Source organism: Povalibacter sp., assembly GCF_036735925.1.
In the GTDB taxonomy this organism is placed as follows: Bacteria; Pseudomonadota; Gammaproteobacteria; order Steroidobacterales; family Steroidobacteraceae; genus Steroidobacter.
Genome location: NZ_DAINNK010000018.1, coordinates 23750 through 37053 on the forward strand (window position 1 = coordinate 23750; position 13304 = coordinate 37053).

Here is a 13304-nt window from a genome sequence, read left to right on the forward strand (position 1 = left end):
CCAGACCCAAATAATCTGAAACCTGGGGAGACGCCGTAATTATAATCGCGGACGATGCCGGGCCCACGTACGACAAACCATGCACTTCTTCGTCACCTTCGCGCGCTGACGATGCTGACCGCGTCGGGTGCCTGGGCCGTGCCCGGTCCCGTCATGAGTGCAGACTGCCCGGAGCCGGTCAAGCTGCAATCGGCGCCGGTCGCGCAGACCGCGGCTGCGGACGATACGCAGTCCGACATTCAGCTCGAAATGGACAGCTTCGAGGCCACGCGCGACGGACAGTGGGACCTGAAGGGCGATGTCGGCATCAGGCAGGGCCATCGCGAGATCAAGACCTCCGACGCCACCTACGATCCGCAGACCCGGAAGTTCTCGACCCGCAGTCCCGTCACCTATTCGGATCCGGGCATGAAGGTCCAGGGCAGCGGCGCGGACTTCGATCCCGACGGTTCAGTCACTTTCGAAGGCGCCCAGTTCGAACTGCCGGCGCAACCCGCCCGCGGCTCGGCCGCGCGCATTCATGCCAACCGGCAGGGTGAACTGAATCTGGACGATGTCCGCTACACCACCTGCCCGATCGGCAACGACGACTGGATCCTGAAAGCCTCGGACATCGACATCAGCCAGGAGGCCGGCATGGGCACCGGTCGCAACGTGCGCCTGGATTTCAAGGGTGTCCCGATCCTGTACACGCCCTTCATTTCCTTTCCGGTGAGCGACCAGCGCAAGACCGGCTTTCTGTTTCCGAGCTTCGGCACCTCCTCGCGCAGCGGCACGGAAATCGGCGCGCCCTGGTACTGGAACATCGCGCCCGAATACGACGCCACGTTCCTGCCGACGTGGTATTCGAAGCGCGGCGCGCGGCTGGACACCGAATTCCGGTATCTCTCGCCGTTCGGTCGCGGCACGTTCACGGCCGACTACCTGCCCGACGATCAGGAGTTCGGCGATTCGCGCCTGCTGGCGCATTTCGTCGATCAGTCCGATTTCAGCCGGCATCTACGCCTCGAAATCGATGCCGCGGACGTCAGCGACAGCCGCTGGTTCGAAGACTTCGGTCTCGGCCCCGAAGGCACGAGCGTCAGTTATCTGAATCGCGCCGCCAACCTGATCTATCTCGACGACATCTGGTTCGCGTCCCTGCTGGCGCAGAATTTCCAGATCATCGACACGACCATCGACGACTTCGACCGCCCGTACACGCTGCTGCCGCAGCTCGCGGTTCATGCGCACGCGCCCGGGCAGCCGTTCGGCCTGACATTGAACTTCGACGGCGAGATCTCGAACTTCCTGCGCGACGACGGCGTCACCGGCCTGCGCATGGACATCGCTCCGGAAATCCGCATGCCGTTGCGCGGCGCCGGCCTGTACCTCGAACCCGCCGCGAGCTGGCGCTATACGGCCTACGATCTGGACGACACGGCGCCGGGCATCGACCGCACGCCGCACCGCTCCGCGCCGATCCTGAGCGTCGACGGCGGCGTCGCCTTCGAAAAGAACTGGGGTCCGGGCGGCAAACGGCTGCAGACCTTCGAGCCGCGCTTTCTCTATCTGTACGTGCCCTACCGCAATCAGGATGCGCTGCCGGTCTTCGATACCGGCGCGCCCGACCTCAATCCCGTGCAACTGTTCCGCACCAACCGCTTCGTCGGCGCCGATCGCCTGGGCAACGCCAATCAGGTCAGCATCGGCTTCACGTCGCGACTGCTGGATTCGGCCACGGGACAGCAGTTCATCTCCGGCACGGTCGGTCAGGCCATCTACTTCGACCCGCCGCTGGTGACGCTGCCCGGCGAAACGATGGACGACACGGAGTCCTCGGACATCGTCGCCGAACTCGAACTCACGGCCTTCGAGAACTGGAACGTCAGCGCCGGCATCCAGTGGGATCCGGGCGAGACCCGCTCCGAGAAAGGCGACATCAATCTCCAGTACCGCCCGAACTTCGACCGCGTCGCCAATCTCGGCTACCGCTTCCGGCGCGGCAACATCGAGCAGGTGGACGGCTCGGTGGCGTGGCCGGTCGGCGAGCGCTGGGGCGCCTATGCGCGGATGGTCTATTCGCTGGAAGACGAGAAGACGCTGGATCAGTTCGCCGGTCTCGAATACCGCTCGTGCTGCTGGCGACTGCGCTTCGTGGGCCGACGCTACGTCAGCAACCGCGACGGTGATGTCGATACCAGCTTCCTGGTGCAGCTTGAACTTAACGGACTCTCCAGTGTCGGAGTCGGCGCGGATGCTTTCCTGGAACGGTCGATTCGGGGATACTCGATCAACCGACCGGGCGAGCAGGACTAAGCCGTTGATATTGCACCCGATCGAGTCTCAGACCGCGTCGCAGCCCGCTGCGTGCGCCACGTAATCCGACCGACCGATACCCATGAAAAATCTCTTCTCCGCTGCTTCGCTGGCGTTGTCCCTGCTGCTGTGCGGCAGCGCGTTTGCACAGACACGCGACCTGTCCACCAGCGGCGTGCCGCTCGACCGCATCGCGGCCGTGGTGAACGATGGCGTGGTCCTCAACAGCCAGCTCGACGAGCAGACCGAGGAAATCACCGCGCGCCTGCGCCAGCAGAACACCGAATTGCCCCCGCGCAACGTGCTGCGCCGTCAGATCCTGGAACGGCTGGTCGTCGAAGAAATCCAGATCCAGCGCGCCGACAAGCTCGGCCTGCAGATCTCCGATGAAATGCTCAACGGCGCACTCGAGAACATCGCGCGCAACAATGGCATCGCCTTCCCCGACCTGCCGCGCATGCTCGAACAGCAGGGCATCAACTATCGCGACTACCGCGACGAGATCCGTCGCCAGATGACGCTGCAGATGCTGCGCCAGCGCGATGTGATCGCGCGCATCAACATCTCGCCGCGCGAAATGGAGCAGGCGATGGCCCGCGCCAAGAACGCGCCGAACCAGAATTCCGAATACAACATCTCCCACATTCTCGTGTCGGTGCCGGTGACCGCCACACCGGAACAGATCGAGTCGCGCGAGAAGCGCATGCAGGAGGCCTACGAAAAGGCCAAGGCCGGCGAAGACTTTGCGCAGCTCGCCCTCACCTACTCCGACAGCACGACCAACATCGAGGGCGGTTCGCTGGGCTGGCGCAAGGGCTCGCAGCTGCCGTCGATCGTGGCCGAGCAGATCGTGAAGATGCAGGACGGCCAGATTTCCGAACCGATCCGCACGCCGAGCGGCTTCCACCTGTTCCGCCTGAACGAAACCCGCGGCGGCACGCAGCAGGCCGTGGTGACGCAGGTGCATGCCCGTCACATCCTGCTCACTCCCAACGAACTGGAAGACGATCAGACGCTCGAACAGCGCCTCAACGACATTCGCGCCCGCGTCCTGAAAGGCGAGGATTTCGCTGCCATCGCTGCGGTCACCTCGAAGGACCCCGGTTCTGCTCCGGACGGCGGCGACCTGGGCTGGGCCGGCCCGGGCTCATTCGTACCGGAATTCGAAAAGCAGCTCGATGCGTTGAGCGAGAACGAGATCAGCAAACCGTTCCGCACCCAGTACGGCTGGCACATCATCCAGCTCCTCGGCCGCCGCACTCACGACGTCACCGAGGACAAGCAGCGTCAGCAGGTGTATGCCCAGCTGCGCGAGTCGAAGGCGGAAGAAGAAACCGAACTGTGGCTGCGTCGCCTGCGCGACGAAGCTTTCGTCGACTACAGGATGTGACGGCGGCAACGGCATCCGCGAGGGCGATGACCTTCGCCGCTCTTTCATGAGACCGCCGCGCCTCATCGTCACCTCCGGCGAGCCTGCAGGGATCGGCCCCGATCTCTGTCTGCAGATTGCACAACGGGACTGGACCTGCGAACTGATCGTCGCGGCGGACGCCGATCTGCTGCAGGAACGCGCGCAGCGACTGCAGTTGCCCCTCCGGATCGAGCGTCACGACCTGCCGCAAAACGTTCCGGCGCGCGCCGGCATCCTCCGGGTACTGCATCATCCAGTGACTGCCGCCGTGCGTGCAGGTCAGCTCGACGTCGCCAACGCACGGTACGTGCTTGGGCTGCTCGATCTCGCTGCCGACGGCTGCCTGCGCGGCGACTTCGATGCCATGGTCACTGCACCGGTGCAGAAGAGCATCATCAACGACGCCGGCATTCCCTTCTCCGGTCATACGGAATATCTGGCGGAGCGCACCGGCGCCCCGCTGCCCGTCATGATGCTCGCCTGCCCCACGCTGCGGGTCGCGCTGGTCACCACGCACCTGCCGCTCAACGCCGTCAGCGCCGCCATCACGCCATCACTGCTGGAGCAGGTACTGCGCATTCTCGATCACGATCTGCGCCGGCGATTCCATCTGGCGGCGCCGCGCATCCTGGTCTGCGGACTCAATCCGCACGCCGGCGAAAGCGGGCACCTCGGTCGCGAGGAAATCGAAGTCATCTCGCCGGTGCTGACAGCCCTGCGACGCGAGGGACTGCAACTCATCGGTCCGGTTCCGGCAGACACCGCCTTCACGCCGCATCAACTGCAACAGGCCGATGCCGTGCTCGCGATGTATCACGACCAGGGGCTGCCGGTGCTCAAGTACGCGGGGTTCGGCGACGCCGTCAATGTGACGCTGGGCCTGCCCATCGTCCGCACCTCGGTCGATCACGGCACGGCCCTGGCGCTCGCAGGCACCGGCAAGGCCGACAGCGGCAGTCTCGCCGCCGCCATTGCCATGGCGATCGACATCGTGCAGCCGGCCCGGCCCGACGCCTGACATGCACGTTGCACGCAAACGGTTCGGGCAGCACTTTCTGCATGACCCCGGCATCATCGCCCGCATCATCGCAGCCATCGATCCCAAGCCCGACGATCCGATGGTCGAGATCGGTCCCGGTCTCGGCGCCATCACGCTGCCCCTGCTGCAACGACTGAAACGCCTGGACGCCGTCGAGATCGACCGCGACGCCATTCGCCATCTGCGCGAAGCCACGGCCGGCGCGGATGCACGGCGCGGCGAACTGCGAATCCACGAAGCCGACGCGCTCGAGTTCGATTTCGGACCACTGCATGAGCAGCCGATGCGCCTGGTCGGCAATCTGCCCTACAACATTTCCACGCCGCTGCTGTTCCATCTCATCGGCCAGCGCGATCGCATCCGCGACATGCACTTCATGTTGCAGAAGGAAGTGGTGGATCGCATGGCCGCCGGTGCGGGCGATGACGCCTACGGACGACTCTCCGTCATGCTGGCGCCCTGGCTGCGGATCGAACCGCTGTTCGACATCGGTCCCGGCGCCTTCCGCCCGCCGCCGCGCGTCATGTCGACTGTCGTGCGACTGTTGCCGCACGAGTCGCCGCCCTTTGCCGTTGCCGATCCTGACCGGTTTGCCCGGATCGTCGCCGCGGCGTTCTCGCAGCGACGCAAGACGCTGCGCAACTCGTTGCGGTCGCTGCTCGACGAAGAACAGATTCGCGCCGCCGGCGTCGATCCAGGCGCACGCGCGGAAGTGATCGCACCGGCGCAGTTCGCTGCGCTGGCCGAACGCCCCGGGAAAAATCCCGGCTGATCAGCGCGCCGGCCGGCCCTATACTCCTTGCTGCGCCCACAACCGCAACATCAGGAGAGCCGCCGTGAACGGGTACAAGAAGATCCTGCTGGCCGTCGACCTTTCGGATAACAGCCGGCTGGTGGGCGAACGGGCGAAAGCCATCGCCAAATGCTACGACGCCGACATCACGCTGCTGCACGTGGTCGAGTACGTTCCCGTGGAGCCCATGGGCGAGGCGCTGCTGCCGACGGTGCAGATCGAGAGCGAACTGGTCGATCGCGCCAGGACCAAACTCGCGGAACTCGCCGAGACGCTGGCGCTGTCGCAGGCGCCGCGCCTGGTCGAGACCGGCAGCATCAAGGCAGAGATCGTGCGCGCGGCACAGAAACTCGGCGCGGATCTGATCGTCCTCGGCAGCCGCGAACGTCACGGTCTCGCGATTCTGCTGAACTTCACCGAAGACACGATCCTGCACGCGGCGCCCTGCGACGTGCTGGCGGTACGGATTACATAAAGCCCCGCGCGTCGGCACGGATTTGATGGCGGGGTTCCGCGGTGCGCGCTGCTACAATGCCCGCGCCGCCCCATTCGCCCAACGCCATGACAGATCCGAGCCGCCACAAGATCCGCGTCGACGTCAGCACCAACTACGTCGACGATCAGTCGAAGCCCGACGAGAGCCACTACGTGTTCTCGTACACCATCACGATCCGCAACGAAGGCGATGTCCCCGCCCGACTGATGACCCGTCACTGGGTATTCACCGATGCGAACGGCAAGGTGAAGGAAGTCCGCGGCGAAGGTGTCGTCGGCGAACAGCCCTACCTGCTGCCCGGTCAGGGCTTCCGCTACTCCAGCGGCGCCGTGCTGGAAACCCCGGTCGGCGCCATGCAGGGCAGCTACCAGATGGTTGCCGATGACGGCGCGCATTTCGACGCGCCGATCGCTCCGGTGAGGCTGGCGATACCGGGGTTGCTGCATTGACGAAAGGTGACGGGCTGCAGGCGACAGGCTACAGCCCGAGCCGGACTCGCTCCTCTCCAGCTGTTGCCTGTAGCCTGTAGCCTGTAGCCTGTAGCCCGTAGCCTCCTCCGTCATGCCCACCTACGCCATCGGCGACATCCAGGGCTGCTGCGACGAGTTCGAGGAACTGCTGGAGCGCATCCGCTTCGATCCCGCTCGCGACAAGCTCTGGCTGGTGGGCGATCTCGTCAACCGCGGTCCGCGATCGCTCGATGTCCTTCGCAAAGTGCGGGCGCTCGGCGATGCCGCCGTCACCGTGCTCGGCAATCACGACCTGCATCTGCTCGCCGTCGCGCTGTCGCCGACGGAAAAGCTGAAACGCAAAGACACCCTGCAGCCGGTCCTCGACGCACCGGATCGCGACGAGCTGCTCGAATGGCTGCGACTGCGGCCGCTACTGCACCACGACGACACGCTCGGCTACACGATGATTCATGCGGGCCTGCCGCCGCAGTGGGACTTCGACACGGCGCGTAGCTGTGCGCGCGAGCTGGAGAATGCGCTGCGTACCGTCAGCACCGCCCGCGATCTGTTCGCCCACATGTACGGCGATCGACCCGATCGCTGGTCGGCGGATCTGCAGGGATTCGAGCGCCTGCGATTCATTACGAACTGCTTCACCCGCCTGCGTTTCTGCACGGCCGGGGGCGAACTCGATCTCACGTACAAGGGCACGCTCGAAGACGCGCCGTCACATCTCTATCCGTGGTTCCGTGCACCGCAACGCCGTTCGCACAATCTGCGCATCGTATGCGGCCATTGGTCGGCACTGGGCTATCACGATGGCGACGGCGTCCTGAGCATCGACACCGGCTGCGTCTGGGGCAGTTCCCTGTGCGCCGTGCGGCTCGATCGACGCGAGCCGCCCGTGATGGTGCCGTGCAGTTCTTCGGGCCTGTCGCCCGGGAACGAGTGAACTAGCTGGCCGGCTTGCCGACCACCGGCAGTCTTGCATCCGGCGGCGGCACGACCGTCAGTGCCTCGACTTCGAGCCGCGGCTGACCTATCGAATTCTGGTTGGGCATGCAGGACATGTTGTCCTTCACGATCCGGATCGACAGCTTGGGCAGCACCGAGCGCTTGAGCTGCTCGACCAGCTCGCAGTCGCCGGGCTCCAGGCGGAAGCTGCCGCGCGACAGCGAGACGGGCTTCCAGTACGCCGGAAACTGTTCCGTGCTTTCCGTCATCCGCTCGCCGCGCACGCGCGCCGCGAGCTCGCGCGTGCTACGGGTCTTTTCCAGTTCGGCCAGCGCTTCCGGCGTGGCCTCGATGGGCGCAGTCACATTGATCCGCACATGCGGCAGCCGCGCGATTTCGTTGCCGAAACAGCTCGTCGCACGCACCTTCACGTCCTTGTCGGCGCCGAGTTCGATCAGCAGCATCCGGACACGATCTTCCAGACTGCGACAGGCATAGAAGGTGGTGAAACTCTGGAAATAGAAGCTCAGCTCCTGGGTCTTCCAGATCGCCTGGACGTGCGGCGCGGGCGCATCTGCCGACGTCTCCGCCGCGAACGCATCGACACAGAACGAGAACGTCAGCAGCAGCGCACACAGGCGCGACAGCCGGTTCGAACTTCCAGATTTCGTCGTCACGGATTCTCCTTATGCGGCGGGCGTATTTGCGTAAGGCGCAGACCGTTGCGCATTCCGTCATCGCGCCCCGACCGCGGGATCAGGCGGCTATACTCTAGCCTTCTGCCGGAGACGCTGCATGAATGCACTCAAAGCCTTCAATTTTCGCGAGTGGATCGATGCCCATCGCGAATTCCTGAAGCCACCGGTGTGCAACCGACAGGTCTTCCGCCATTCCGAATTCATCATCATGGTCGTCGGCGGCCCGAACGATCGCGACGACTATCACGACGACCCCGGCGAGGAATTCTTCTACCAGCTCGAAGGCAACATGATCCTGCGGACCATGCAGGACGGCGCCCGCGTCGACATTCCCATCAACGAAGGCGAAATCCTGCTGCTGCCGGCGCGCGTACCGCATTCGCCGCAGCGCTTTGCCAACACCGTGGGGCTCGTCATCGAGCGCCAGCGCCGTCCCGAGGAACAGGACGGCTTTCTCTGGTATTGCAACTACTGCCAGTACCCGCTGTACGCCGAGTATCAGCACATCAGCGACATCGTCGAGCAGTTGCCGCCGATCTTCGAACGCTTCCACGGTTCGCTGAAGAACCGCACCTGCCAGGCCTGCGGCACTGTCGCACCGGCTCGCTGAACCAGGCATGACTTCCGCCGATCTCGATACGGCCCGACGGCTCGACGCACACGACGAACTTGCGAAGTTCCGCGCCGAATTTCACCTGCCCGCACGCCGCGACGGTTCGCCGGCGGTGTACTTCTGCGGTCATTCCCTGGGCCTCGCGCCGAAGAATGCCGCGATGATCCTCAACGAGGAATTCACGCACTGGAGCACGCTCGGCGTCGAAGGTCATTTCGAGGCGGCACGCCCCTGGCTCTCCTATCACGAACTGCTGACGCCGGGGCTGGCCCGCCTCGCCGGCGCGCTCGAATCGGAAGTCGTCGCGATGAATTCGCTGACGGCGAATCTGCACCTGATGCTGACGAGCTTCTACCGGCCCACGCCGGATCGCCCGCGCGTGCTCATCGAAAAGAGCGCCTTTCCGTCCGACCGCTACGCGGTTGCGTCGCAGATCGCGCAGCGCGGTTTCTCGCCGGCCGACCATCTCATCGAGATCGCACCCCGGCCCGGCGAAGCCACGCTGCGCGATGAGGACATCTGCGAACTGCTGGAGCGCGAAGGCCGCAGCATCGCCACCGTGCTGCTGCCCGGCGTGCAATATCTCAGCGGTCAGTTCCTCGACCTGGCGACGATCACCGCCTGCGCACAGCGACAGGGTGCGACCGTCGGCTTCGATCTGGCGCACGCCATCGGCAACGTACCGCTGCAGCTGCACGACTGGAATGCCGACTTTGCCGTCTGGTGCAGCTACAAGTATCTGAACAGCGGCCCCGGCGCGATCGGCGGCTGCTTCGTGCACGAGCGACATGCGCGAGCGTTCGACCTGCCGCGCTTTGCGGGCTGGTGGGGTCACGACAAGACTTCGCGATTCGACATGCCCGACCAGTTCCGTCCCATTGCCGGCGCCGAAGGCTGGCAGGTGTCCAACCCGTCGATCTTTTCCGCCGCGCCGCTGCTCGCCTCGCTCGCGCTGTTCGACGAGGCCGGCATGACGCGCCTGCGCGCCAAGTCGATTGCACTCACCGGCTTCCTCGCCGACCTGCTGCAGCAGCATCTGCATGCCGATGTCACGATCCTCACGCCGGCGAGTCATGCGGCCCGCGGCTGCCAGCTTTCGCTGCGGGTGAACCGCTCGCCCGCCGAGGCACGCGCGATTCACCGTGCACTGTCGGGCAACGGTTATCTCTGCGACTGGCGCGAACCCGATGTCATCCGCGTCGCACCGGTGCCGCTGTACAACACGTTCGTCGAAGTACGGGAGTTCGTCGAAGCATTGACCGCAACGCTCGCGGCCCCGCAATCATGACGGACCAACCCATTACGCTCATCGGCGCCGGCCTCGCCGGCACGCTGTTGTCCATCCTGCTCGCGCGTCGCGGTCATCGCGTACGCGTCTACGAACGGCTACCTGATCAGCGACGCGAAGCGATTCCCGCGGGCCGTTCCATCAATCTCGCGCTGGCTGCGCGCGGCATCGCCGCGCTGGAACTCGCGGATGTGATGCCGCAGATCCTGCCGTTGCTGATTCCGATGCCGGGTCGCCTGCTGCATCTGCCCGACGGCTCGCAGTCCTTCGTGCCTTACGGGCAGCGCGAGCATGAGGTGATCTACTCCGTGTCGCGACCCGGCCTGAACCGCATCCTGCTCGATGCCGCGGAGGCCGCCGGCGTCGAGCTGCATTTCCGCCAGAGTTCGGTCGATGCCAACCTGCATTCGCAGCAGGTACTGATGCGGGACGAATCCAGCGGCAATCCCTGGGAACTGCCGATGCAGCGGGTCATTGCCGCCGACGGCGCGGGCTCGCCCCTGCGTCGCGCGCTGGCCCACGGTCTTGAAACGCAGTTCACCGAAGACCTGCTCGAACACAGCTACAAGGAACTCACGCTGCCGGCCGACAGCTTCGGCAACCATCGCATCCACAAGAATGCGCTGCACATCTGGCCGCGCGGCGGCTTCATGCTGATCGCGCTGCCGAACCTGGACGGCAGCTTCACCGTCACGCTGTTCCTGCCGCAGACAGGCCCGGAAAGTTTCGCGACCCTCACGAACGAAATTGCCATCGACGAATTCTTCCACCGCCACTTTCCCGATGCGGCCGTGCTCATGCCGCAGCTCGCCCGCGAATTCCTCGCCCATCCCACCGGCATCATGGGTACGGTGCGCTGCGAGCGCTGGAGCTTCGAGGATCGGCTGCTGCTGATCGGCGATGCCGCGCACGCGATCCTGCCCTTCCATGGCCAGGGCATGAACTGCGCCTTCGAGGACTGCCGCGAACTCGATCGCCTGCTGCAGCAGCACACCGACTGGTCGCAGGCTTTCTCGGCTTTCGATCGCACGCGGCATCCCGACACCGACGCGATCGCCGACATGGCGTTCGAGAACTACGAGGAGATGCGCGATACCGTGCGTCATCCCAAATTCCAGCTGCAGAAGATCCTGTCGCTGGAACTCGAACGACGTTTCCCCGATCGCTTCGTGCCGCGCTATTCGATGGTCATGTTCCATGACGACATCCCCTACGCCGTTGCGTTCGAACGCGGCCGCATCCAGCAGGACATTCTCAATCAGCTGACCGGGTCCGCCGCGACGCTGGACCAGGTGGATTTCGATCTGGCGACGCAGCTGATCGAGCGGCGGCTGCCGCCGATTGCCGGAATCCGATCTGACGCGTAGTTCTTCTGTGGGGCCGGCTTCAGCCGGCCTTTTGCACTCGAACAGGCCGGCTGAAGCCGGCCCCACAGGAAGAAGGTCATCCCTCCTGTGATGCGCGCTTGAATCTTTCGTCTGTGCAGGTGCCGCCACCGCAGCACTGTGCATTTACGCTGCGTTGCCGAATCCACGACACTGCCGACACTTCGAACCAAGGTGTCGCATGGCCTCACTCGCATTCCGCATCGTCAATGTCTTCACTCAGGACGGCGGCAAGCTGACGGGCAATCCGCTGTGCGTCTTCGAGGACGGCTCCAGCCTCGACGATACGACGATGCAGGCGCTGGCCCGGCAGTTCAATCTGTCGGAAACCACATTCATCCTGCCCTCGGATCGTGCGAATGCGCGCGTACGCATCTTCACGCCGGACTACGAGATGCCGTTTGCCGGCCACCCGACGCTCGGCACTGCCTTCGTCTGTCGCGCGCTGCGCCGCGGCGATGATGCGCTGCGCCTGGAAATGCAGGCCGGCATCATTCCGGTCACGGCCGCCGGCGATCGCTGGACCCTGCAGGCGAACGCGCCCACCTGGCGCGAAGTCAGCGCATCGCGCGCCGACATCGCCAAGGCATTGCAACTGTCGGAAGCGGACATAGGCGACCGCCCGCTGTGGATCAAGGCCGGCAAGGAACAGCTCATCATTCCTCTGCGCAGCGAGGCCGCCGTTCGCCGCGTCCGTCCCCATGTCGAAGTGCTGTCGGGCATCCGCAATGATGAAGGCCAGGCGCATGCCTATGTGTTCGCCGAACGGGCGTCCGGCCGCCTGCTCTCGCGGTTCTTCTTTTCCGGCGGCGGCGCGATGCAGGAAGATCCGGCAACGGGTTCCGCCACGGCCAACCTCGGCGGCTGGATGCTCGCCAGCGGCCGTTCGCTGCCGCAGCAGTTCACGATTTCCCAGGGCGAATACGTCGGCCGTCCATCGACGCTGCTGCTCGAAGTCACCGCCGATGCTCGCATCCTCGTCGGTGGTGATGTGATCGAAATCGGCCGCGGCACGATCCAGCTGTAGGCGTACGGATATCTACGGAACCAACGCGCGCACTCATCCATCTATCGTCAGAACATCGCCTGCCGGGCGATGGTTGAAGGATGAGTCATGACGCACCCCGCAGCTTCTCCGGCACGCACATCGGCGGTGCGGCGTTCGATCTACGACGACATGCCGCTCTCGCAGGTGCTGTTCCGGTATCTGTGGCCTTTCTGGCTGTTCAAGAACGCCTCCGTCGGCGATCGCTTCGCGCGCGCCGCCGCCTACACGCACAACCGGCAGATGCGCATCTACCTGCCGGGCTATCTGCTCAAGTGGTTGTGCAACTGCATCATTGCCTTCGGACTCACTGCCCTGCTCGGCTCGCACTCGATGCGCTCGCCGGGGTTGTTATCGGTCATGGCGGCAGGTGCAGGTGTCCTGTTCACCTGCGGCCTGACGGTGCTGTTCGTGATCGGCTACATCTATGTGTACCTGAGCCGGAACGGGCATTGAACAGGAAGGCCGGCTGAAGCCGGCCCCACAGAAGAAGCGCATCCTGCCCGGATTCGGGCAAACTGCTTGGGAAATCCCCTCCTCCCAGGCAGAGTGCGCGCCCATGCCGGATCAGACCGACCTCGATGAACTCATCGCGTATCTGACCCGGACGACCCGACTGACGCCTTCCGAAGCCCGGCGCGCCGTTCACGAAGTCCTGAACTTCCTCGACGAAACGCCCGACGACTTCATCCGCAGGCGCCACCGGGCACTGCAGAGCGCCGGTTGCTCCAACAGCGAAATCTTCGCCCGCCTCGCAACCGAACTGGCCCAGTGGCGATTCCGCGCGTCCGGGTACAGCGAGCGACAGATCCGGCGGGTGATCTACGGATAA

The 13304-nt window shown here is 64.7% G+C and carries 14 protein-coding genes; 13 read left to right on the forward strand and 1 reads right to left on the reverse strand.

Annotated elements, in window-relative coordinates; translation table 11 throughout:
* Window positions 1-153: 153 nt before the first annotated feature.
* The 7 genes from V7D81_RS07890 to V7D81_RS07920 all read left to right on the forward strand — a co-directional run bounded on the left by V7D81_RS07890 (window position 154) and on the right by V7D81_RS07920 (window position 7441).
* The gene (locus tag V7D81_RS07890; RefSeq protein ID WP_324315604.1) at window positions 154-2298 is read left to right on the forward strand and encodes an LPS-assembly protein LptD; all 2145 of its coding nucleotides are present in this window, start codon (window positions 154-156) and stop codon (window positions 2296-2298) included.
* Between the two features lie 82 nt (window positions 2299-2380).
* Entirely contained in the window at window positions 2381-3688 is a 1308-nt protein-coding gene (locus V7D81_RS07895; RefSeq protein ID WP_324315605.1) for a peptidylprolyl isomerase, read from the forward strand.
* Window positions 3689-3734: 46 nt separating this feature from the next.
* Window positions 3735-4727 (forward strand): 4-hydroxythreonine-4-phosphate dehydrogenase PdxA, encoded by a 993-nt coding sequence (gene pdxA / locus V7D81_RS07900; protein ID WP_324315606.1) that lies wholly within the window; start codon window positions 3735-3737, stop codon window positions 4725-4727.
* Window position 4728: 1 nt separating this feature from the next.
* Window positions 4729-5520, forward strand: coding sequence for a 16S rRNA (adenine(1518)-N(6)/adenine(1519)-N(6))-dimethyltransferase RsmA (rsmA, locus tag V7D81_RS07905; RefSeq protein WP_324315607.1), 792 nt, complete (start codon window positions 4729-4731; stop codon window positions 5518-5520).
* A gap of 64 nt (window positions 5521-5584) precedes the next feature.
* The gene (locus tag V7D81_RS07910) at window positions 5585-6016 is read left to right on the forward strand and encodes a universal stress protein (protein WP_324315608.1); all 432 of its coding nucleotides are present in this window, start codon (window positions 5585-5587) and stop codon (window positions 6014-6016) included.
* An 86-nt stretch (window positions 6017-6102) separates the two neighbouring features.
* Entirely contained in the window at window positions 6103-6486 is a 384-nt protein-coding gene (gene apaG / locus V7D81_RS07915) for a Co2+/Mg2+ efflux protein ApaG (RefSeq protein WP_324315609.1), read from the forward strand.
* A gap of 112 nt (window positions 6487-6598) precedes the next feature.
* A complete protein-coding gene (locus tag V7D81_RS07920) occupies window positions 6599-7441 on the forward strand; it encodes a symmetrical bis(5'-nucleosyl)-tetraphosphatase (RefSeq protein WP_324315610.1) in 843 nt (280 codons plus the stop codon).
* 1 nt (window position 7442) lies between these two features.
* On the opposite strand, the gene V7D81_RS07925 is transcribed toward V7D81_RS07920, so the two are convergent.
* The gene (locus tag V7D81_RS07925) at window positions 7443-8120 is read right to left on the reverse strand and encodes a hypothetical protein (protein WP_324315611.1); all 678 of its coding nucleotides are present in this window, start codon (window positions 8118-8120) and stop codon (window positions 7443-7445) included.
* Window positions 8121-8238: 118 nt separating this feature from the next.
* On the opposite strand from V7D81_RS07925, the gene V7D81_RS07930 reads away from it, so the two are divergent.
* The 6 genes from V7D81_RS07930 to V7D81_RS07955 all read left to right on the forward strand — a co-directional run bounded on the left by V7D81_RS07930 (window position 8239) and on the right by V7D81_RS07955 (window position 13304).
* The gene (locus V7D81_RS07930) at window positions 8239-8751 is read left to right on the forward strand and encodes a 3-hydroxyanthranilate 3,4-dioxygenase (protein WP_324315612.1); all 513 of its coding nucleotides are present in this window, start codon (window positions 8239-8241) and stop codon (window positions 8749-8751) included.
* Window positions 8752-8758: 7 nt separating this feature from the next.
* Window positions 8759-10042 carry a kynureninase gene (gene kynU / locus V7D81_RS07935; protein WP_324315613.1) on the forward strand — a complete coding sequence of 428 codons (1284 nt, stop codon included), beginning with the start codon at window positions 8759-8761 and terminating at the stop codon, window positions 10040-10042.
* Window positions 10039-11409 (forward strand): FAD-dependent oxidoreductase, encoded by a 1371-nt coding sequence (locus tag V7D81_RS07940; RefSeq protein ID WP_324315614.1) that lies wholly within the window; start codon window positions 10039-10041, stop codon window positions 11407-11409. Before kynU ends, V7D81_RS07940 begins: the two co-directional genes overlap by 4 nt.
* A 199-nt stretch (window positions 11410-11608) precedes the next feature.
* Window positions 11609-12454, forward strand: a complete 846-nt coding sequence (locus tag V7D81_RS07945) for a PhzF family phenazine biosynthesis protein (RefSeq protein WP_324315615.1) — start codon at window positions 11609-11611, stop codon at window positions 12452-12454.
* Between the two features lie 87 nt (window positions 12455-12541).
* On the forward strand, window positions 12542-12928 hold the full coding sequence (locus V7D81_RS07950; RefSeq protein ID WP_324315616.1) for a hypothetical protein: 387 nt from the start codon (window positions 12542-12544) through the stop codon (window positions 12926-12928).
* Window positions 12929-13031: 103 nt separating this feature from the next.
* The gene (locus V7D81_RS07955; protein WP_324315617.1) at window positions 13032-13304 is read left to right on the forward strand and encodes a hypothetical protein; all 273 of its coding nucleotides are present in this window, start codon (window positions 13032-13034) and stop codon (window positions 13302-13304) included.

Bases quoted from the DNA above. Each gene is read 5' to 3' on its own strand.
- V7D81_RS07890 (WP_324315604.1), top strand. From the start codon at position 154: ATGAGTGCAGACTGCCCGGAGCCGGTCAAGCTGCAATCGGCGCCGGTC.
- V7D81_RS07895 (WP_324315605.1), top strand. From the start codon at position 2,381: ATGAAAAATCTCTTCTCCGCTGCTTCGCTGGCGTTGTCCCTGCTGCTG.
- pdxA (WP_324315606.1), top strand. From the start codon at position 3,735: ATGAGACCGCCGCGCCTCATCGTCACCTCCGGCGAGCCTGCAGGGATC.
- rsmA (WP_324315607.1), top strand. From the start codon at position 4,729: ATGCACGTTGCACGCAAACGGTTCGGGCAGCACTTTCTGCATGACCCC.
- apaG (WP_324315609.1), top strand. From the start codon at position 6,103: ATGACAGATCCGAGCCGCCACAAGATCCGCGTCGACGTCAGCACCAAC.
- V7D81_RS07920 (WP_324315610.1), top strand. From the start codon at position 6,599: ATGCCCACCTACGCCATCGGCGACATCCAGGGCTGCTGCGACGAGTTC.
- V7D81_RS07930 (WP_324315612.1), top strand. From the start codon at position 8,239: ATGAATGCACTCAAAGCCTTCAATTTTCGCGAGTGGATCGATGCCCAT.
- kynU (WP_324315613.1), top strand. From the start codon at position 8,759: ATGACTTCCGCCGATCTCGATACGGCCCGACGGCTCGACGCACACGAC.
- V7D81_RS07940 (WP_324315614.1), top strand. From the start codon at position 10,039: ATGACGGACCAACCCATTACGCTCATCGGCGCCGGCCTCGCCGGCACG.
- V7D81_RS07945 (WP_324315615.1), top strand. From the start codon at position 11,609: ATGGCCTCACTCGCATTCCGCATCGTCAATGTCTTCACTCAGGACGGC.
- V7D81_RS07950 (WP_324315616.1), top strand. From the start codon at position 12,542: ATGACGCACCCCGCAGCTTCTCCGGCACGCACATCGGCGGTGCGGCGT.
- V7D81_RS07955 (WP_324315617.1), top strand. From the start codon at position 13,032: ATGCCGGATCAGACCGACCTCGATGAACTCATCGCGTATCTGACCCGG.